Source organism: Halorubrum sp. Hd13, from assembly GCF_002252755.1.
Lineage (GTDB): Archaea > Halobacteriota > Halobacteria > Halobacteriales > Haloferacaceae > Halorubrum.
This window is the reverse complement of record NZ_NHOY01000088.1, coordinates 13,281-32,055: the sequence shown is the minus strand read 5'-3', so window position 1 is coordinate 32,055 and position 18,775 is coordinate 13,281. Positions and strand designations below refer to the sequence as shown.

Here is an 18,775-nt window from a genome sequence, read left to right as displayed (position 1 = left end):
TTCAGCCACTCCGGCCCGCGGTCGTCCTGGAGGTCGGCTACGAGGAGATCCAGACGTCGCCGACGTACTCGTCCGGCTACGCGCTGCGGTTCCCCCGGTTCGTCGGCGTCCGCGAGGACAAGTCGGTGGCGGACGCCGACACGCTGGAGCGGGTCGCGCGGCTCGCGGGCGACGAGGCGTGAGGCGTCGGGACCGGCGTCCACCGGGTGGACCGACCGCGACGCCCACGCGAAACCCCTTCACGCTCGGGCCCGTACCCCCTCGTATGCCAGGCCCGCTCGGGGACGCGACGCGACGGCGGCTGACGGAGGCGGCCGCGACCCGGCTCGCCGACGACGGGTACGAGGTCGCGCAGCCGGAGACGCGGGCCGAGCCCCCGGCGGTGGCGACCCGAGGCGACGCGACGGCCCTCGCGGTCGAGCCGCTCACGCCGGACGACGCGACCGCGACGGTGATCGCCTCGCGGCTCGCGCACGCGCTCTCTCGCGACCGCCGCGCCTACTTCGTCGTGGACGACGACGCGACCGCCGAGCGAGTGCGGTCGCTGCTCGCCGACCCCCCGCTGCTCGTCGCCGAGCGCGACGGGCGCCGGGAGTTCCACGCCGGGCCGGACCGGATCCCCGTCGCCGGCGGGGGGTACGCCTGCGTCCGGTTCGAGGGGCTCGGGGAGCCGACGTTCGCGTGGCGCGAGACCGACACCCCCGTCGGGCCGGTGCCCGCGGGGCCGGGGATCGATCCCGCCGCCGTCGACGACGCGGGTCGCCCGGTCGTCCCGCGGCTGGTCTGCGAGGTCGACGGGCGGGTCGTCGCGGTGCTCGCGGGCGTCGAGAGCCTCCGGGAGCCGCCGGCGCAGGCGTTCCCGTACGCGTACAGCCGCCATCCCGACGACAAGCGGTTCCGGGTGCGGCGCGGCGCCGACGGCGCGGTCGTCGAGAGCGCCAGCGGCTTCGCGCCGATGCGGGCCGCGGGCTACGTCCCGATCCCCATGCCGATCGTCCCCGAACACGTGCTCGGTCCGGCGTTCGCGCCCGACCGGGACTCGGATACCGAAGCCGCCGCGACCGACCTCGACGACGCGTGGGACCTGATCCGCGTCGACGCGGTCGAGGGGTCATAGCCACCCTGAAGGCGCCCGGGACCGGAACGGGAGCCATGACAGTTCGCTACGACGACTTCGCGGTGGAGTGGCTCGGCTACGCGACGGCGCGGCTCGCGCCGGACGAGGGCCCCGTCGCCTACACCGACCCGGGACGGTACGGCGTCCTCGACGACTACTGGGCGCGCGACGGCGACCTCGTCGTCGTCACCCACGACCACCACTACGATACCGACGGAATCCGGTCGGTCGCGAGCGAGGACGCGACGCTCGTGATCTACGACGCGGTCGACCCCGCGGGAATCGACCGCGACGTGGAGTCGGTCGACTCGCTCGCCGAGGACTACGACGTGGTGCGCGTCGACGACGAGGCGCGCGTCGACGTCGACACGCCCGCCGGCGAGGCGACCGTGTGGTCCGTCGCCGCCCGCAACGACCCCGACGGACCGAACGCGGGCCCCGACGGGTCGGTGACGCACCCGCCCGGATTCGGCTGCGGCTTCCTCCTCGGCCTCGGCGACCGCACCGTCTTCTGGCCGGGGGACTCGGACGCGCTCGACGCGTTCGCCGAGCTCGACGTCTCGATATTCCTCGCGAACATCGGCGGCGGCGGCATCGTCTCGGACCGACACGCGAGCGCGGACCTGGCCGAGCGGATGGACCCGGACCTGGTGGTCCCGATCCACTACGACACCTTCGAGCAGTTAGAGGCGGACGGCGAGGCGTTCGCGGGCGACGTCGCCGCCCGGTCGATCCCCGTCGCGCTGGACGCCAGATCGGCGAACCAGTAGCGTCGCCGCCCGGGGGCCGTCTACGGCCGCCGCGCGATCAGCGCCGCCGCGATCGCGGCGACCAGCGCGGCGACGACGCCGAAGCCGGGCGCCTCGTCGCCGGTGCTCGCGTCGCCGCCGTCACCGCCGTCCTCGGTCGATCCGCCGTCGCCGTCGGTTCCGCTCTCGCCGTCGTCCGTGGCGTCGTCGTCGGCCCCGTCCTCACCGTCGCTCCCGTCCTCGCCGTCGGTGGCGCCGCCGTCCTCGGTCTGGAGCTCCGCGACGGCGGTCGAGAGCGTGGTCGTCGACTCGATCACGCTGCGCGGCGCCGGCTGATTGAGGTAGTTCACGTTCATCACGACGTAGTTGCCCTCGGTACCGGCGGTGGTGCTGGCGTACGGCTCCTCCTCCAAGATCGCCGCGTCGGGGGTGGTCACCAAGATCAGATCGGGGTCGGTCTGGAGGATCACCTCGTTCGAGAGCTGCGGGTAGCCGTCGCCCTCCGCGGCCGCGACGTTGTTCACGCCGCCGGCCTCCATGATCGAGTTGATGAAGGTGTTGTTCGCGGCGACGAAGCCGCTGCCGAGCGGGTAAAGCGCGTCGGGCCGGTCGAGGTCGGCCGTCCGGTTCTCGGCGTCCGCGACGGCCGCGTTCATCTCCGCGTTCGTCTCGGCGGCGGCCTCGCAATTCCCGACGAGGCGGCCGACGGTCTCGGTCTTCTCCGCGATGTCCTCGATGGAGGTCGCCTCGGAGAAGTGGTAGACGGTGAGGCCCTGCTCGCGGAGCGCCTCGACCTGGCCCGCCGACGCGTTCGGCGCGAGCACGAGGTCCGGCTCGGTCGCCACGACGCGCTCGACGCTGACGCCGAGCCCCTCCGCGGAGACGTTCTCCCGCTCGCTCGCCCCGTCGAGGTACGCGGCGTACTGGGTCACGCCGACGACGCGGTCCCGCTCGCCGAGCTCCCAGAGCGTCTGGGCGGCCGACGGGTTGGTGGTCGTGATCCGCTCGGGCGCCTCGTCGAGCGTGATCGTCGTCCCCGTCGCGTCCGTGATCTCCAGCGGGTACCCGCACGCGTCGCCCGTCTGGTGGACGATCGGTCCGTGAGCGACACCGTCGAGCGCCGGTTCGTCGGTCGGCGACGCGGTCGTCGTCGGCTGTGCGCCCGCGGCCGCGCCCGCGACGCCGCCCACGAGGGCGGTCGTCACGAGCAGGGCCATCGCGATGACGTACCTGGTTCGCATCGGATTGACGACGCGGCTCGTCCAATAAGTATTTACCTACTACAAGTTGTGTTGGAGAACGAATGAGTACATGGACGCGAGCGTCGGTCTGGTCGGCGGGGTTAGCGGTCGTGCTCGTCGCCGTGGCCGTGGTGAGCGCTGCGATCGGCCCCGTCCGGATCCCGCCCGCGGAGGTCGTGAAGGCCGTGCTGAACGCGGTTACCGTGCCGGCCGGGATCGAGGCGAGCTCGGACGGGACCGGGGCGCTGATGCTGCCCGGCCTCGGGCTCACGTACGCCTCGCCGTTCGCGTTCCCGGTCGACGACGTCCACGCGCAGATCGTCGTCGGCGTCCGGCTCCCCCGCATCCTGATGGCCGCGCTGGTCGGCTTCGCGCTCGCGGCGGCCGGGACGGTCATGCAGGGGTTCTTCCGGAACCCGATGGCCGACCCGTCGATCATCGGCGTCTCCTCGGGCGCGGCCGTCGGCGCCGTCGCCTTCATCGTCTTCCCCGCGGCGCTGTCGGCGACCGTCACGCTCCCGCTGATCGGCGCGGTGGGCCTGGGGCTCTCGCACGGCGCCGGCGTCAGCCTCTTCGCCTTCGCAGGCGCGCTCGCGGCCGCTTTCGGCGTGTACGCGATCGCGACTCGACACGGGCGGACCCCGGTGGCGACGCTCCTGCTCGCGGGCGTCGCGGTCCAGACGTTCCTCGGAGCGGTCATCTCGTACCTCCAGCTGCAGGCCGGCGAGTCGCTCCGCCGGGTCGTCGCGTGGCTGATGGGTCACCTCTCCGGCGCCTCGTGGAGCGAGGTCGCCGTGACGGCGGTCGTGGTGCCGCCGCTGTTCGTCCTCCTCCTCGTGTACGCCCGCGACCTCAACGTCCTCCTGCTGGGCGAGGAGGAGGCCCGGGGGCTCGGGATCGCGGTCGAACGCACCAAGCGGATCCTGCTGGGCGCCTCCGCGCTGATCACGGCCGCGGGCGTCGCTTTCGCGGGGATCATCGGCTTCGTCGGGCTGATCGTCCCCCACATCCTCCGACTGGTCGTCGGCCCCGACCACCGGGTCCTGCTGCCGACCGCGGCGCTCGCGGGGGGATCGTTCCTCGTCGCCGCCGACACGGTCGCCCGCGCGGGGAGCACGGAGCTGCCGGTCGGTATCGTCACCGCCGCGGTCGGCGCGCCGTTCTTCGTCTACCTGCTCTCGAACCGGGAGGTGCACGAGCTGTGAGGGCGGAATCGGCCGCGGACGGAGACGAGAGCGGGGGCGACGCGGTCGGCGGCTCTCCGGCCACCGACGCCAATGCCGCCGGTCCCGACGCCAATGGCGCCAGCTCCGACGCCGATCCGCTCGTCGAGGTCGGCGACCTGACGGCGTCGTTCGGCGACGTGCCGGTCGTCTCCGGGGTCGATCTGCGGCTCGATCGCGGCGAGCTCGTCGGCCTCGTCGGCCCGAACGGCGCGGGGAAGACGACGGTGATCCGGGCGATCAAGGGGACGCTCGCGCCGGATTCGGGGACGGTGCGACTCGACGGCGCCCGCGCCGACGACCTCTCAGCGCGCGAGGCCGGCCGCCGCGTCGCCAGCGTCCCGCAGGAGACGAGCCTCGCGTTCGACTTCCGGGTCCGCCACGTGGTGGAGATGGGCCGGACCCCCCACCTCGGTCGGTTCGACGGCCACGGCGCCGACGACGACCGGGCGGTGCGGGAGGCGATGGACGCGGCGGGCGTCGCGCGCTTCGCCGACCGCTCGATCAGGGAGGTCTCGGGCGGGGAGCGCCAGCGCGTCCTGCTCGCGCGGGCGCTGGCGCAGGGGACCCCGGCGCTGCTGCTCGACGAGCCGACGGCGAGCCTCGACGCGAACCACGCCGTGCGCACCCTCGAACTCGTCCGCGACCTCGTCGACGACGGGCGCGGCGCGCTCGCGGCGATCCACGACCTCGACGCCGCGGCCCGGTACTGCGACCGGATCGTCGTCCTCGCGAACGGCGGCGTCCACGCGGCCGGGCCGCCGGACGAGGTGCTGACCGCGGGCGCGCTCCGGACCGCGTTCGACGCGGAGGCGTTCGTCGGTCGGAACCCCGCGACCGGGACGCCCGCGGTCACCGCCTTCGATACGGTCGACGCGGCCGGCGAGGGAGACGCGGCCCGCGACGGCGACGACCAGCGACGGCTCCATGTCGTCGGGACTGGACGGGAGGCTTCGCGGGTCGTCGCCCGCCTCGCGGCCGCCGGACACGACCTCTCGGTCGGGGTAGTCCCCGAGGGCGACGCGGCCGCCGAGACCGCCCGCGACGCCGGCGCCGCGCTCGTCGCCGCGCCCCCGTTCGAGCCCGTCGGTCCGGAGGCCCGCGAGGCCGCGACGGCGTTGGCGCGCGAGGCCGACGCGACCGTCGTCGTCGACGGCGCCGGCGGCGACACCGATCGAATCGAGGGCGACCGACCCGACCCGAACGGGACTGTCCTCGCGGCCGCCGACCGGGTCGTCGAGGGCGACGCCGCAGCCGACGACGGCGCTCTCCTCGACGCGGTTCGCGGTCTCGACGACGCGTAGCCGGCGACCTCGACGAGCGCCTCGCGGAGCGCGACCGTCGCCTCGACGACGCGGGTCGCGTGACGCGTGACGGCAATCGGTTCCGGTATCACACACGTCGGGCATCGGACGGCTCGCGGCTCGCGGACAGACTCAGCCGCGCGGACCGCCGTCAGAGACTCCGAGACGGCGGATCAGTCCCTGTGTTCGTCTCTCATGCCACAGAATAAATTACTATTAGACATCATAGGTGCAGATAATTATTCTCTATAAGCATACGCCCTTATCAGTGGCACCGGTACGAGGTGGTACGATGGAACGAAGACAGTTCCTGCGCGGCACCGGCGCGGCGGTCGGCGGCTCGCTGCTCGCCGGCTGCGCCGGGAGCGACGGACGAACCGTGACGGTCGACTACGCCTACTACAACCCAGTCAGCCTCGTATTGCGCGAGAAGGGCTGGCTGTCGGCGGCGTTCGCGGAGACGGACGTCGAGATCGAGTGGGTGCTGAGCCTCGGCAGCAACCAGGCGAACGAGTACTCGCAGGGCGGAGAGGCGGAGGTCGCCTCGACCGCCGGGATCGCGGCGCTGATGGCGCGGTCGAACGGCGTCCCGATCACGACGCCGTACGTCTACTCCGAGCCGGAGTGGACCGCGCTCGTCACGTTCGCGGAGACGGGGATCGAGTCGGTCGCCGACCTCGAGGGGAAGCGCGTCGCCGCCACCCGCGGTACCGACCCGTACTTCTTCCTGCTGCAGGCGCTCGACGACGCCGGCCTGAGCGAGGACGACGTCGAGGTCGTCCACCTCCAACACCCCGAGGGGCAGTCGGCGCTTGCGGGAGGCGACGTGGACGCGTGGGCCGGGCTCGACCCGCACATGGCCGAGCTGGAGCTGGAACACGACGGCGCGGAGCTGTTCTTCCGCGAGCCCGCGTACAACACCTACGGCTTCCTCAACTTCCTCGACGGGTTCCTCGCGGATCACCCGGGTGACGCCCGGCGGGTCGTCGAGGCGTACGAGCGCGGCCGCGAGTGGGCGATCGAGAACCCCGCGGAGACCGCGGGCATCCTCGCGAGCGAGTCGGAGATGTCCCAAGCGGTGGCCGAGCGCGTGTTCACGCGCCGCACCGACCTCTCCGAGCCGCTTCCGGGAGAGGCCCACCGCGAGCTGCTCTCCGACCTCGCGCCGATCTTGGAGCGGGAGGGGCTCGTCGCCGACGACGCCGACCCCGCGGGGAGCATCGACGACCTGCTCGACGCGGAGTTCGCGGCCGAGAGCGTCGGCGACGCCGGGAGCGGGGGAGAGTGAGATGGCGACGACGCGCGAGACGGGACGGACGGGAGCCGAGGCCGCCGCCGGACTTCTCCCGGACGCCGACCGGTTCCGGTGGCTGCTCGGGCTCGTCGTGCCCGCGGCGATCGTCGTCGCCTGGCACCTGCTGGTCGCGACCGGCGTCTTCGCCGCCCACCAGCTACCGACGCCGCTGCGAGTGGTCGAGGCCCTCTACGGGCTGAGCGCCTCGGGCGAGCTCTGGGGCCACGTCGCGATCACGGTCCAGCGCGTGTTCCTCGGGGTCCTCCTGGGCGCGAGCGTCGGGGTCGTCCTCGGGACGCTCACCGGGCTCTCCGGACTCGCCGCCGACCTGCTCGACCCCCTGCTCCAGAGCCTCAAGAACATCCCCTCGCTGGCGTGGGTGCCGCTGTTCCTGCTCTGGTTCGGGATCGGCGAGGGCGCGAAGGTGCTCCTGATCGCCGTCGGCGCCTTCTTCCCCGTCTACCTCAACCTCTCGACGGGGATCGGCGAGGTGAGCGAGGACCTGCTGGAGGTCGCCGAGGTGTACGACCTCGGCCGGGTCGAGTCGCTCCGCCGGGTCGTGTTCCCGGCCGCGGTGCCGAGCCTGCTCGTCGGGATCCGGGGCGGCGTCGGTCTGGCGTGGATGTTCGTCGTGGCCGCGGAGCTGATCGCGGCCAGCGAGGGGATCGGGTTCCTGCTGAGCGACGGCCGCGTGCTCGCGCGCCCGGACATCATCGTCGGCTCGGTCCTGCTGTTCGCCTTCCTCGGGAACCTCTCGGACCTGGCGGTCAAGGAGGTGAAGAACCGTGTCGTCGTTCGGTAGGGGCGTGCTCGCTGACAGCGACGTCGAGACGGACGACGACGAGGGTCGTCCCGACGGCGACGCGACGACCGAGACGGAACGAGACTCCGAACCGACGACGGACCCGGCGACCGATCCGCCGACCGACCCACCGACCGATCCGACCCTCGCCGTCAGCGGGCTCACCAAGCGCTACGGCGAGACTGTCGCGCTCGACGGCGTCGACCTCGCGGTCGGCGACGGGGAGTTCCTCGCGGTGGTCGGCCCGTCCGGCTGCGGGAAGTCGACGCTGTTGCGCGTGCTCTCCGGATTGGAGGACCGGTTCGAGGGCGACGCCGCGGTCGGCGGTGTCGACGTGCGCGAGGGCGGCAGCGACGCCGTCGGGATGGTGTTCCAGGAGCCGCGGCTCCTCGCGTGGGCCGACGTGCGTGAGAACGTCGCCCTCGGGCTCCCGGCCGACGTCGACCGCGACGACCCCGCCGCGCGCGACCGAGTCGACGAGCTGATCGAGACGGTCGGACTCGGCGGCTTCGCGGAGAGCTCGCCCGGCGAGCTCTCGGGCGGGATGGCCCAGCGCGTCTCGCTGGCGCGGGGGCTGGCCTACGAGCCGGAGGTGCTACTGCTCGACGAGCCGTTCTCGGCGCTCGATCGGCTAACGAAACGCGAACAGCAGGACCACCTGCTCGACGTGTGGGCGGCGCGGGGGACCACGGTCGCAATGGTCACGCACGACGTCGAGGAGGCCGCGTACCTCGCCGACCGCGTCGCCGTCCTCGGCGCCCAACCCGGGACGGTCGAGACGGTGGTCGACGTCGACGCCGCTCGCCCCCGCGACCGAACGGACGAGGCGCTGTTGGCGGCGCGCCGCGAGATCACCGACGCGCTCGGTCTCTGAGCCGGCGGCGCCGCGGCGGCGTGCCCGGGCGCGGCCGAAACGAAACGAACGTCGATCGGGCTTATCAACGCGGTTCCGAAACCACATACCCGGCCGTTCGCGGTTAGCGTATAAGGAGTATAAAGAATGGGTACGACGCTCACGTCAGGCGGTTTTTCGACGACGCCGACACGAGAGCCACTGTCAGCGAGGCGTCGTTTTTGCTATTGGCACAAGCGTTAAGTTCTCGACCGTCCTGTCGACAGTCGATGACAGACATCACGGAGGCTTCGTCGGACACCCCGGCGGATCGAGTTCTTCCAGGGCACGATAGCTTCTAACATCGAAATCGGTCCTGTACGGATCTTCGACACGACGTTACGAGACGGAGAACAGTCACCACGGACGTCGTTCAGCTACGACGAGAAACGCCGCATAGCGGCGACGCTGGACGACATGAACACCCACGTCATCGAGGCGGGGTTCCCGGTGAACTCGGACGCGGAGTTCGAGGCCGTCAGCGACATCGCCGCCGCGACGGACACCACCGTCTGCGGGCTGGCGCGGGTCGTCGACGGCGACATCGACGCCGCGATCGACTCCGGCGTCGAGATGGTCCACGTGTTCGTCTCCACCAGCGACGTCCAGCTGGAGGACTCGATGCACGCGACCCGCGCGGAGGCGAAGGAACGCGCCGTCGCCGCCGTCGAGAAGGTGAAAGACGCCGGCGTCGAGTGCATGTTCTCGCCGATGGACGCCACCCGGACGGACCCGACGTACCTGACGGAGATCGTCGAGGCGGTCAGCGACGCCGGCACGGACTGGATCAACATCCCGGACACGTGCGGCGTGGCGATGCCGACGAGCTTCGGGAAGACCGTGGAGGCCGTCGTCGACGCGACCGACGCCCGCGTCGACGTGCACACGCACGACGACTTCGGGATGGCCGCGGCGAACGCGATCATGGGCTTCGAGAACGGCGCCGAGCAGGCGCAGGTGTCGGTCAACGGGATCGGCGAACGCGCCGGCAACGCCGCATACGAGGAGGTCGTGATGGCCGTCGAGTCGGTGTACGGCGTCGACACCGGCATCGACACGACCCAGATCACCAAGCTGGCGCGGATCGTCGAGGAGGCGTCCGACATCCCCGTGCCCGCGAACAAGCCCGTCACCGGACGGAACGCGTTCGCGCACGAGTCGGGTATCCACGCCGCCGGCGTCATCGAGAACAGCGACACGTTCGAGACCGGCGTGATGACCCCGGAGATGGTCGGGGCCGAGCGCGAGTTCGTGCTCGGGAAACACACCGGCACCCACAGCGTGCGCAAGCACCTGGAGGAGGCCGGCTTCGTCCCGAGCGACGGCGAGGTCCGGCGCATCACCAAACGCGTCAAGGAGTACGGCGCCGGCAAGCGGCAGGTGACCGCCGGCGACGTCGAGCGGTTCGCCGAGGAGGCGGGCATCGACCGCGAGGAGGAGGTCCGGGTCTGATGGCCGCCCCCCTGACCGGGGAGCCCGCCGAGCGACCGCCGCGCGAGTCGACGGGGGCTCCGGGGAGTCCGCGTGCCCCGAACCGGTTCGGAACGGCGGACCGGTTCGACGCCGCGATCCGACCGACCGTGTCGGCGCCCCGACAGGGATTTATACCCGGACTCCGTTGGTCAGGGCGAGATGCGACGGCACACCGCACTTCCGACGACAGTCGACGTCGCCGGAGCCGTCGCGCCGATCATCGTAGGGGTATAATCCCCTACATCACCCCTTCCTCACCGACTCGACGAACTATCGACCGCCGGCCGACGGACCGCGATCCGATCGCGGCGGCGGTCGGACCGACCCTCGACGCGCGAGAGATGCCACACCGAACACCACCACGACAATGAGCGACACAGCAGCACACCCACGAGAGGACGATCCGGAGGGCTCCGAGGAGCCGGCGACGGGAGCCGACGACGGGGCGCCCGGCGCCGATCCCGACGAGACGCCCGCCGCGGGGACGGTCGCGACCGGCGCGGAGTCGGTCGTCGCCGCCCTCGAGGCGGCCGGCGCGGAGACGGCCTTCGGCGTCCAGGGCGGCGCGATCATGCCCGTCTACGACGCGTTGTACAGCTCCTCGATCGACCACGTCACGATGGCCCACGAGCAGGGCGCCGTCCACGCCGCCGACGCGTACGGCGTCGTGTCCGGGGAACCGGGGGTCTGCCTGGCGACCTCGGGCCCGGGCGCGACGAACCTCGTCACCGGGATCGCCGACGCCGACATGGACTCCGACTCGATGCTCGCGTTGACCGGACAGGTGCCGACCGAGTTCGTCGGCAACGACGCGTTCCAGGAGACCGACACGATCGGGGTCACCCGTCCGATCACGAAGCACAACTACTTCGCGAGCGGCGCCGACACCGTCGGCGACACCGTCGGCGAGGCGTTCGAGCTGTCCCGGGCCGGTCGCCCGGGGCCGACGCTCGTCGACCTCCCGAAGGACGTCACGCAGGGCGAGACCGACGAGACGCCGGGGCCGGCGACGCCCCCGGCCGGCACCGACCCCGACCCGAACGCCGACACCGACGCGGTCGAGTCGGCGGCTCGGGCCATCGAGGAGGCCGAGCGGCCCCTCTGTCTGTTCGGCGGCGGCGTGATCAAGGCCGAGGCGAGCGACGCCGCGCGGACGTTCGCGCGGACGTACGGGATCCCGGTGACGACGACGATGCCCGGGATCGGCTCGTTCCCCGAGGACGACGATCTCTGCCTCTCGTGGGCCGGGATGCACGGCACCGGCTACGCGAACATGGCGATCACCCACACCGACTGCCTGATCGCGGTCGGCACCCGGTTCGACGACCGGCTCACCGGCGGTATCGACACCTTCGCGCCCGAGGCCGAGGTCGTCCACGTCGACATCGACCCGGCCGAGATCTCGAAGAACGTCCACGCGGACCACCCGCTGATCGGCGACGCGGAGCGCGTCCTCGACCAGCTCACCGCGGCGGTCCGCGAGGCGCCCGACGCCGGGGCGTGGCGCGAGCGGTGCGCCGAGTGGAAGGAGACGTACCCGCTCACGTACGCGACGCCCGAGGACGAGCCGCTGAAACCGCAGTTCGTCGTCGAGGCGTTCGACGAGGCGACCGACGACGACGCCATCGTGACGACCGGCGTCGGCCAACACCAGATGTGGGCCTCCCAGTTCTGGACGTACACGGAGCCCCGGACGTGGGTCTCCTCGCACGGTCTGGGGACGATGGGCTACGGCGTGCCCGCCGCGGTCGGCGCGCGGGTCGCCGCCGACGCCATGGGCGAGTCCGACCGCGACGTGGTCTGTTTCGACGGCGACGGCTCCTTCCTGATGACGATGCAGGAGCTGTCCGTGGCCGTCCGCGAGGACCTCGACGTCACCATCGCCGTGCTCAACAACGAGTACATCGGCATGGTGCGACAGTGGCAGGACGCCTTCTACGAGGGGCGGCACATGGCCTCCGACTACACGTGGATGCCCGAGTTCGACAAGCTCGCGGAGGCGTTCGGCGCCCTCGGCCTCCGCGTCGACGACTACGACGAGGTCGCGCCGGCGGTCGAGGAGGCCCTCGACTACGACGGCCCCGCCGTGATCGACTTCCACGTCGACCCCGAGGAGAACGTCCTGCCGATGGTGCCGAGCGGCGGCGCAAACGGGAAGTTCGCCACCGCGGAGGACCAGCTATGAGCGGCGATTCGCCCGACTCCCGACCCGCGACCGACGGCGGCTCCGCGTCCGGCGGCGTCCCGGAGCCCGACTCCCGGCCGGCGCCGGGCGAGCAGCCGGGCCCCGAGGAGCGGGATCACCCGGAGGGGCGCCGAAATCTCGAAGGGATCCGGATCGACCCCGTCGTCGAGGCCGAACACGAGTCGCGGCGCGCCGTCATCTCGGCGCTCGTGGAGGACGAGCCGGGCGTGCTCGCGCGCGTCTCCGGGCTCGTCTCCCGCCGCCAGTTCAACATCGAGAGCCTCACGGTCGGGCCGACGACCGTCGACGGACACTCGCGGATCACGATGGTCGTCGAGGAGACGGACCCCGGCATCGACCAGATCGAAAAGCAGATGGCGAAGCTGAAACCCGTGATATCCGTCGGCGAGGTGTCCGGCAACGCGGTGACGGCGGAGCTCGTCCTGCTGAAGATCGAGGCGGACGACCCGGCCGCGGTCCACGCCGTCACCGAGATGTACGACGGTCGGACGCTCGACGCCGGGCCGCGGACGATCACCGTCCAGCTCACCGGCGACGAGGCGCGGATCGACGACGCGCTCGACGCGTTCCGCCAGTTCGGCATCATCGAGATCGCTCGAACGGGCCAGACAGCGCTCGCGCGCGGCGACGTCCCGACGGCGCCCGGAGAGAAACCCGGAACGGCCGGCGAACCGACGACGCACGACAGCTGACGCAGACACACACTCACACATTACACAATGAGCGACAACGACATGCAGACGGTCGAATCCAACGTATACTACGACGAAGACGCGGACGGCGAAGCGATCGCCCAGAAGGTCGTGGCCGTGCTCGGCTACGGCTCGCAGGGGCACGCGCACGCCCAGAACCTCCACGAGAGCGGGATCGACGTGGTCGTCGGCCTCCGCGAGGACAGCTCCTCGCGCGCGGCCGCCGAGAGCGACGGGCTCGAGGTCGCGACGCCGGCCGCCGCCGCCGAGGCGGCCGACATCGTGAGCGTCCTCCTGCCCGACACGGTCCAGGCGGACGTCTACGAGGAGTCGATCGAGCCGAACCTGGAGCCCGGCGACACGCTCCAGTTCGCGCACGGGTTCAACATCCATTATAACCAGATCCAGCCGCCCGAGGACGTCGACGTGACGATGATCGCGCCGAAGTCGCCGGGCCACATCGTCCGCCGGAACTACGAGAACGACCAGGGGACGCCGGGGCTGCTGGCGGTGTATCAGGACGCCACGGGCGAGGCCCACGACGAGGCGCTCGCGTACGCGGCCGCGATCGGTTGCACCCGCGCCGGCGTCGTCGAGACGAGCTTCCGCGAGGAGACCGAGACCGACCTGTTCGGCGAGCAGGCCGTCCTCTGCGGCGGCATCGCCTCGCTGATCAAGCAGGGGTACGAGACGCTCGTCGAGGCGGGCTACTCCCCCGAGATGGCGTACTTCGAGTGCATGAACGAGATGAAGCTCATCGTCGACCTGATGTACGAGGGCGGGCTCGGCGCCATGTGGGACTCCGTTTCACACACCGCGGAGTACGGCGGACTCACCCGGGGCGACGAGATCATCGACGACCAGGTCCGCGCGAACATGGAGGAGGTCCTCGAAGGCGTTCAGAACGGCACCTTCGCCCGCGAGTGGATCTCGGAGAACCAGGCGGGCCGGCCGTCGTACACCCAGCTCCGCAACGCCGAGAAGAACCACGAGATCGAGGCCGTCGGCGAGGAGCTTCGCGGCCTGTTCGCGTGGCAGGAGGAGGGCGAGGAGGAAGAGGAGTCGGCCGAGGTGACGGCCTGATGGGCGTCCGCGGCGACGGGACCGAAGCGACGGCGACCGCGCCCCGCGCGGGTGATCCCCGATGAGCGAGGGGACCCTGTACGACAAGGTGTGGGACCACCACAAGGTGACGGAGCTGCCAACGGGACAGGACCAGCTGTTCGTCGGGCTCCACCTCGTCCACGAGGTCACCAGCCCGCAGGCGTTCGGCATGCTGAAGGAGCGCGGGCGGGAGGTCGCCTTCCCGGAGCGCACCCACGCCACGGTCGACCACATCGTGCCGACCGGCAACCGCGACCGGCCCTACAGCGACGAGGCCGCCGAAAGCATGATGGCGGAGCTGGAGGAGAACGTCCGCGGCTCGGGCATCGACTTCTCCGACCCGGACTCCGGCGATCAGGGGATCGTCCACGTCATCGGGCCGGAGCAGGGGCTCACGCAGCCCGGCATGACCATCGTCTGCGGCGACTCGCACACGTCGACGCACGGCGCGTTCGGTGCGCTGGCGTTCGGCATCGGCACGTCGCAGATCCGCGACGTGCTGGCGACGGGCTGCGTCGCGATGGAGAAACAGAAGGTCCGCAGGATCGAGGTCACGGGCGAGCTCGGTGAGGGCGTCACCGCGAAGGACATCATCCTCACGATCATCGGGAAGCTCGGGACCGACGGCGGGGTCGGCTACGTCTACGAGTACGCCGGCGAGGCCATCGAGAAGCTCGGGATGGAGGGACGGATGTCCATCTGTAACATGTCCATCGAGGGCGGCGCTCGCGCGGGCTACGTCAACCCCGACGAGACCACCTACGAGTGGCTCCGGGAGACGGACGCCTTCGCCGACGACCCCGAGAAGTTCGAGCGGCTGAAGCCCTACTGGGAGTCGATCCGGACCGACGACGGCGCGGAGTACGACGACATCGTCACCATCGACGGCTCGGCGATCGAGCCGACCGTGACGTGGGGGACCACGCCGGGACAGACCGCGGGCATCACCGAGCCCATCCCGGACCCGGACGACCTCCCCGAGGAGGACAGCGACACCGCGCGTCGCGCGCAGAAGCACATGCGCGTCGAGCCGGGCGACACGATGGAGGGGTACGACATCGACGTGGCGTTCCTCGGCTCCTGTACCAACGCGCGCCTGAAAGACCTCCGCGAGGCCGCGGCGTTCGTCGAGGGCCGCGAGGTCGACGACGACGTGCGCGCGATGGTCGTCCCCGGCAGCCAGCGCGTCCGGGACGCCGCCGAGGCCGAAGGGCTCGACGAGATCTTCATCGAGGCCGGGTTCGACTGGCGCGAGCCGGGCTGTTCGATGTGTCTCGGTATGAACGACGACCAGTTGGAGGGCGACGAGGCGAGCGCGTCCTCCTCGAACCGGAACTTCGTCGGCCGGCAGGGCTCGAAGGACGGGCGGACCGTGCTGATGAGCCCGATCATGGTCGCGGCCGCGGCGGTGACCGGCGAGGTCACCGACGTCCGCGAGATGGAGGAGGTGGCGACCGTATGAGCTCGCCCGATTTCAGCGCCGGCGAGGCGCCGGCGGAGAAGGTGACCGAAGTCTCCGGTACCGGGATCCCGGTCCGGGGCAACGACATCGACACCGACCAGATCATCCCGGCGCGGTTCATGAAGGTCGTCACCTTCGACGGGCTGGGCCAGTTCTCCTTCTTCGACCAGCGGTTCGACGACGACGACAACGAGAAGGACCACCCGTTCAACGAGGAGCAGTACCGGGGCGCGAACGTCCTCGTCGTCAACGCCAACTTCGGCTGCGGCTCCTCGCGCGAACACGCCCCCCAGGCGCTGATGCGCTGGGGGATCGACGCCGTCGTCGGCGAGTCGTTCGCGGAGATCTTCGCGGGGAACTGCCTCGCGCTCGGCATCCCGACGGTCACGGCCGACCAGGAGTCGATCGAGGCGCTTCAGGACTACGTCGAGGCGAACCCCGACGCGGAGGTCGACATCGACGTGGCCGCGGAGACGATCACCTACGACGACACCGCGATCGACGCGACGGTCCACGACGCCCAGCGGAAGGCCCTCGTCGAGGGCGTCTGGGACACCACGGCGCTGATGGGCGCGAACGCCGGCGCGGTCCGCGAGACCGCCCGGTCGCTGCCCTACGTCCCGGAGGCGGACATCCCGGGGGACGAGGCGTGAGCCACGAGGTCGCCGTCATCGAGGGCGACGGGATCGGCCGGGAGGTCGTCCCCGCGGCCCTGGAGGTGTTGGAGTCGTTCGACCTCGGCTTCGAGTTCGTCCGGGGCGAGGCCGGCGACGCGACGAAGGAGGCGACCGGCGAGGCGCTCCCGGCGGAGACGTACGAGCTCGCCGCGGACGCCGACGCGACGCTGTTCGGCGCGGCCGGCGAGACCGCCGCCGACGTCATCCTCCCGCTGCGGGACGCCGTGGACTCGTTCGTCAACGTCCGACCCGCCAAGGCGTACCCCGGCGTCGACGCGCTGCGCCCGGAGACGGACGTCGTCTTCCTGCGCGAGAACACCGAAGGCGTCTACGCCGGCCACGAGGACCGGCTCTCGGACGACCTCTCGACGCTGACTCGGGTGGTCACCTCGTCGGCGTCGCGGGAGCTCGCGGCGTACGCCTGCGAGTTCGTCGCCGACGGGCGCGGCCCCGCCGGCGGCCCCGAGGACGGGTTCACGGTCGCGCACAAGGCGAACGTGATGCGCGAGACGGACGGGCGGTTCCGCGAGGAAGTGCTCGCGGTCGCCGCGGAGCGCGGCGTCGACGCCGACGAGGAGCTGATGGACGCGTTCGCGACGAAGCTCCCGCTCGACCCGACGCAGTACGGCGTGATCGTCTGCCCGAACCTCGCGGGCGACGTGCTCTCGGACTTGGCCGCCGGGCTCGTCGGCGGGCTCGGCCTCCTTCCCTCCGCGAACGTCGGCCACGACAACGCGCTGTTCGAACCGGTCCACGGCACCGCGCCCGACATCGCCGGCGAGGGGGTCGCGAACCCGACGGCGGCGATACTGTCGGCCGCCATGCTGCTGGAGTACCTCGGCTACGGCGAAGAGGGCGAACGGGTGCGCGACGCGGTGGAGGGCGTGCTCTCCGACGGGCCGCGCACCGGCGACCTCGGCGGCGACGCGACGACCAACGAGATCACGGCGGCGATCGTCGAGCGGTTGTAGCTCTCGGGGCCGTAACCCTCCGGGAGACACCTTCTCGCACGGCGACCGCGGGCGAACCACAAGAAAGGAAACCCTGCGGCCCGTCCGCCCGGATATGAGCAACTACGAAGTCGCGATGGAAGCCGCCTGGTTGGTCCGTGACGTCGAGGAGACCGACGACGCCATCGGCGTCGCGGTCAGCGAAGCCGGCAAGCGACTCAACGAGACGGACAAGCAGTACGTCGAGGTCGAACCCGGCGTCACCGGCTGTCCGGCCTGCGGTGAGCCGTTCGACGCCGCGTTCCTCGCGGCCAACACGGCCCTCGTCGGACTCCTCTTGGAGATCGACATCTTCAACGCCGACAGCGAGGAGCACGCCGAGCGGATCGCGAAGAGCGAGGTCGGCGGCGCGCTGCGGGACGTTCCCCTCGAGGTCATCGAGATCGTCGAGACGGACGGAGACGACGACGGCGACGCCGAGTAAGGCGCTCCGATCGCGGAGAGTCCCGACCGTCGCCGCGATATCGGTCGCCGTCGAAACCTTTTCTAATAACCCGGAGTTATTCACCGTATGGAACTCCCCACGCCGCAGGACCTCCGCGAACGGCGGACGACGCTGGAGCTGACACAGAGCGAGTTGGCGGACGCGGCGGACGTCTCACAGCCCCTGATCGCCCGGATCGAGGGCGGCGACGTCGACCCGCGGCTCTCGACGCTCCGGCGGATCGTCAACGCGCTCCAAGAGGCGGAGGGCGAGGTCGTTCGCGCGAGCGACCTGATGAACGAGACGGTGATCAGCGTCGCGCCCGACGACGCGGTGCGCGAGGCGGTGGACCTGATGGAGGAGGAGGCGTACTCGCAGCTCCCGGTGCTCCAGAACGGCGTGCCGGTCGGCTCGATCAGTCAGGGCGACGTGGTCCACGCGGGCGAGAACGTCGGGGACCACCCGGTCAGCGAGGTGATGAGCGAGTCGTTCCCCACGGTCGCACCCGGCGCGACCGTCGACGAGGTCCGGAACCTGCTGGACCACTACAAGGCGGTGATGGTCACCGACGGCGGCGAGACGGTCGGGATCATCACCGAGGCAGACATCGCCGCGCACCTGTCGTAACCGGACCGCGGCCGACGATCGGCCGTCCCGCTACGCGTCCCGCTCCGCCTCCCGCCGCTCCGAGAGGTGTTCCCAGATCTCCGTACACCCGACCCCGTCATCGATGTCGTCGAGATGTTCCGTGCCATCGCCCTCCTGAGTCTGTTCCGGCTCAGTCTCCGGGTCGGCGTTATCACTGGACTCGGTCTCCGGCTCGTCGTCGCCTGCGCTCGACGCGGATCGATCTGTCATCGCTCTCGCGGAACGTCCTCGAAGAGCTCGGGAGCGACGTCCGCGGAGGTGTGCTGTCGGTTGACTCTTTCGTCATCGGTATCGACGGATCGATCGACGGCACGATCGGGGGTCGGATCCATCATCGCGTCGAGGTACGACTCCATCGATCATAAGCCTCGTCACACGAGTAAATCGAACCACTACTCCATGGTACCGGAAAGGAATTCCGGTATCCGTGACTGACGTACCCCCTCCAACCCGACCG

20 protein-coding genes are annotated in these 18,775 nt (G+C 71.1%); 17 read left to right on the top strand and 3 right to left on the bottom strand.

What is annotated here, in order from left to right:
* From DJ81_RS11690 to DJ81_RS11680, 3 genes are all read left to right on the top strand, one after another.
* Window positions 1-182, top strand: a 182-nt coding sequence (locus DJ81_RS11690; RefSeq protein WP_141212581.1) for a hypothetical protein, incomplete at its 5' end; no start/stop codon positions are given.
* An 83-nt stretch (window positions 183-265) separates the two neighbouring features.
* Window positions 266-1,117, top strand: a complete 852-nt coding sequence (locus tag DJ81_RS11685) for a hypothetical protein (protein WP_094589833.1) — start codon at window positions 266-268, stop codon at window positions 1,115-1,117.
* 35 nt (window positions 1,118-1,152) lie between these two features.
* Window positions 1,153-1,887 (top strand): MBL fold metallo-hydrolase, encoded by a 735-nt coding sequence (locus DJ81_RS11680; RefSeq protein ID WP_094522236.1) that lies wholly within the window; start codon window positions 1,153-1,155, stop codon window positions 1,885-1,887.
* A gap of 20 nt (window positions 1,888-1,907) precedes the next feature.
* On the opposite strand, the gene DJ81_RS11675 is transcribed toward DJ81_RS11680, so the two are convergent.
* Window positions 1,908-3,107: a PGF-CTERM-anchored ABC transporter substrate-binding protein gene (locus tag DJ81_RS11675; RefSeq protein ID WP_094589831.1), complete on the bottom strand. Its 1,200-nt coding sequence runs from the start codon at window positions 3,105-3,107 to the stop codon at window positions 1,908-1,910.
* A gap of 62 nt (window positions 3,108-3,169) precedes the next feature.
* Between DJ81_RS11675 and btuC the strand changes: the two genes are divergently transcribed.
* The 14 genes from btuC (at window position 3,170) to DJ81_RS11605 (ending at window position 18,297) form a co-directional block, all read left to right on the top strand.
* On the top strand, window positions 3,170-4,312 hold the full coding sequence (btuC, locus tag DJ81_RS11670; RefSeq protein WP_094522238.1) for a vitamin B12 ABC transporter permease BtuC: 1,143 nt from the start codon (window positions 3,170-3,172) through the stop codon (window positions 4,310-4,312).
* Window positions 4,309-5,634 (top strand): ATP-binding cassette domain-containing protein, encoded by a 1,326-nt coding sequence (locus DJ81_RS11665; RefSeq protein WP_094589829.1) that lies wholly within the window; start codon window positions 4,309-4,311, stop codon window positions 5,632-5,634. Before btuC ends, DJ81_RS11665 begins: the two co-directional genes overlap by 4 nt.
* A 292-nt stretch (window positions 5,635-5,926) precedes the next feature.
* Window positions 5,927-6,922: a substrate-binding domain-containing protein gene (locus DJ81_RS11660; RefSeq protein WP_094589827.1), complete on the top strand. Its 996-nt coding sequence runs from the start codon at window positions 5,927-5,929 to the stop codon at window positions 6,920-6,922.
* Between the two features lies 1 nt (window position 6,923).
* Window positions 6,924-7,730 carry an ABC transporter permease gene (locus DJ81_RS11655; protein WP_094589825.1) on the top strand — a complete coding sequence of 269 codons (807 nt, stop codon included), beginning with the start codon at window positions 6,924-6,926 and terminating at the stop codon, window positions 7,728-7,730.
* Window positions 7,714-8,604 (top strand): ABC transporter ATP-binding protein, encoded by an 891-nt coding sequence (locus DJ81_RS11650; RefSeq protein ID WP_249269127.1) that lies wholly within the window; start codon window positions 7,714-7,716, stop codon window positions 8,602-8,604. Before DJ81_RS11655 ends, DJ81_RS11650 begins: the two co-directional genes overlap by 17 nt.
* A 309-nt stretch (window positions 8,605-8,913) precedes the next feature.
* Window positions 8,914-10,074 carry a LeuA family protein gene (locus DJ81_RS11645; RefSeq protein WP_170938309.1) on the top strand — a complete coding sequence of 387 codons (1,161 nt, stop codon included), beginning with the start codon at window positions 8,914-8,916 and terminating at the stop codon, window positions 10,072-10,074.
* A gap of 388 nt (window positions 10,075-10,462) precedes the next feature.
* Entirely contained in the window at window positions 10,463-12,280 is a 1,818-nt protein-coding gene (ilvB, locus tag DJ81_RS11640) for a biosynthetic-type acetolactate synthase large subunit (RefSeq protein ID WP_094522244.1), read from the top strand.
* On the top strand, window positions 12,277-12,993 hold the full coding sequence (ilvN, locus tag DJ81_RS11635; RefSeq protein WP_094522245.1) for an acetolactate synthase small subunit: 717 nt from the start codon (window positions 12,277-12,279) through the stop codon (window positions 12,991-12,993). Before ilvB ends, ilvN begins: the two co-directional genes overlap by 4 nt.
* A gap of 27 nt (window positions 12,994-13,020) precedes the next feature.
* Window positions 13,021-14,076, top strand: a complete 1,056-nt coding sequence (gene ilvC / locus DJ81_RS11630) for a ketol-acid reductoisomerase (RefSeq protein ID WP_094589823.1) — start codon at window positions 13,021-13,023, stop codon at window positions 14,074-14,076.
* A 61-nt stretch (window positions 14,077-14,137) separates the two neighbouring features.
* Window positions 14,138-15,559 (top strand): 3-isopropylmalate dehydratase large subunit, encoded by a 1,422-nt coding sequence (gene leuC / locus DJ81_RS11625; RefSeq protein ID WP_094589821.1) that lies wholly within the window; start codon window positions 14,138-14,140, stop codon window positions 15,557-15,559.
* The gene (gene leuD, locus DJ81_RS11620) at window positions 15,556-16,212 is read left to right on the top strand and encodes a 3-isopropylmalate dehydratase small subunit (RefSeq protein WP_094525956.1); all 657 of its coding nucleotides are present in this window, start codon (window positions 15,556-15,558) and stop codon (window positions 16,210-16,212) included. Before leuC ends, leuD begins: the two co-directional genes overlap by 4 nt.
* Complete coding sequence (locus DJ81_RS11615) at window positions 16,209-17,207, top strand: isocitrate/isopropylmalate family dehydrogenase (RefSeq protein WP_094522249.1); 999 nt, start codon at window positions 16,209-16,211, stop codon at window positions 17,205-17,207. Before leuD ends, DJ81_RS11615 begins: the two co-directional genes overlap by 4 nt.
* A gap of 94 nt (window positions 17,208-17,301) precedes the next feature.
* The gene (locus DJ81_RS11610) at window positions 17,302-17,670 is read left to right on the top strand and encodes a DUF555 domain-containing protein (protein ID WP_094522250.1); all 369 of its coding nucleotides are present in this window, start codon (window positions 17,302-17,304) and stop codon (window positions 17,668-17,670) included.
* An 87-nt stretch (window positions 17,671-17,757) separates the two neighbouring features.
* On the top strand, window positions 17,758-18,297 hold the full coding sequence (locus DJ81_RS11605) for a CBS domain-containing protein (protein WP_094525959.1): 540 nt from the start codon (window positions 17,758-17,760) through the stop codon (window positions 18,295-18,297).
* Between the two features lie 30 nt (window positions 18,298-18,327).
* Here the strand turns inward: DJ81_RS11605 and DJ81_RS11600 are convergent, their stop codons facing one another.
* Window positions 18,328-18,528, bottom strand: coding sequence for a hypothetical protein (locus DJ81_RS11600; RefSeq protein WP_094557088.1), 201 nt, complete (start codon window positions 18,526-18,528; stop codon window positions 18,328-18,330).
* Window positions 18,525-18,674: a hypothetical protein gene (locus tag DJ81_RS19250; RefSeq protein ID WP_170938307.1), complete on the bottom strand. Its 150-nt coding sequence runs from the start codon at window positions 18,672-18,674 to the stop codon at window positions 18,525-18,527. The genes DJ81_RS11600 and DJ81_RS19250 overlap by 4 nt, the downstream gene beginning before the upstream one ends.
* Window positions 18,675-18,775 lie beyond the last annotated feature (101 nt).

Excerpts from the sequence above, each read along its gene's own strand:
- DJ81_RS11660 (WP_094589827.1), top strand. The coding sequence starts at position 5,927 with ATGGAACGAAGACAGTTCCTGCGCGGCACCGGCGCGGCGGTCGGCGGC.
- leuC (WP_094589821.1), top strand. The coding sequence starts at position 14,138 with ATGAGCGAGGGGACCCTGTACGACAAGGTGTGGGACCACCACAAGGTG.
- DJ81_RS11600 (WP_094557088.1), bottom strand. The coding sequence starts at position 18,528 with ATGACAGATCGATCCGCGTCGAGCGCAGGCGACGACGAGCCGGAGACC.
- ilvN (WP_094522245.1), top strand. The coding sequence starts at position 12,277 with ATGAGCGGCGATTCGCCCGACTCCCGACCCGCGACCGACGGCGGCTCC.
- DJ81_RS11610 (WP_094522250.1), top strand. The coding sequence starts at position 17,302 with ATGAGCAACTACGAAGTCGCGATGGAAGCCGCCTGGTTGGTCCGTGAC.
- DJ81_RS11655 (WP_094589825.1), top strand. The coding sequence starts at position 6,924 with ATGGCGACGACGCGCGAGACGGGACGGACGGGAGCCGAGGCCGCCGCC.
- btuC (WP_094522238.1), top strand. The coding sequence starts at position 3,170 with ATGAGTACATGGACGCGAGCGTCGGTCTGGTCGGCGGGGTTAGCGGTC.
- DJ81_RS11685 (WP_094589833.1), top strand. The coding sequence starts at position 266 with ATGCCAGGCCCGCTCGGGGACGCGACGCGACGGCGGCTGACGGAGGCG.
- DJ81_RS19250 (WP_170938307.1), bottom strand. The coding sequence starts at position 18,674 with ATGGAGTCGTACCTCGACGCGATGATGGATCCGACCCCCGATCGTGCC.
- DJ81_RS11605 (WP_094525959.1), top strand. The coding sequence starts at position 17,758 with ATGGAACTCCCCACGCCGCAGGACCTCCGCGAACGGCGGACGACGCTG.
- leuD (WP_094525956.1), top strand. The coding sequence starts at position 15,556 with ATGAGCTCGCCCGATTTCAGCGCCGGCGAGGCGCCGGCGGAGAAGGTG.
- DJ81_RS11680 (WP_094522236.1), top strand. The coding sequence starts at position 1,153 with ATGACAGTTCGCTACGACGACTTCGCGGTGGAGTGGCTCGGCTACGCG.
- ilvB (WP_094522244.1), top strand. The coding sequence starts at position 10,463 with ATGAGCGACACAGCAGCACACCCACGAGAGGACGATCCGGAGGGCTCC.
- ilvC (WP_094589823.1), top strand. The coding sequence starts at position 13,021 with ATGAGCGACAACGACATGCAGACGGTCGAATCCAACGTATACTACGAC.
- DJ81_RS11675 (WP_094589831.1), bottom strand. The coding sequence starts at position 3,107 with ATGCGAACCAGGTACGTCATCGCGATGGCCCTGCTCGTGACGACCGCC.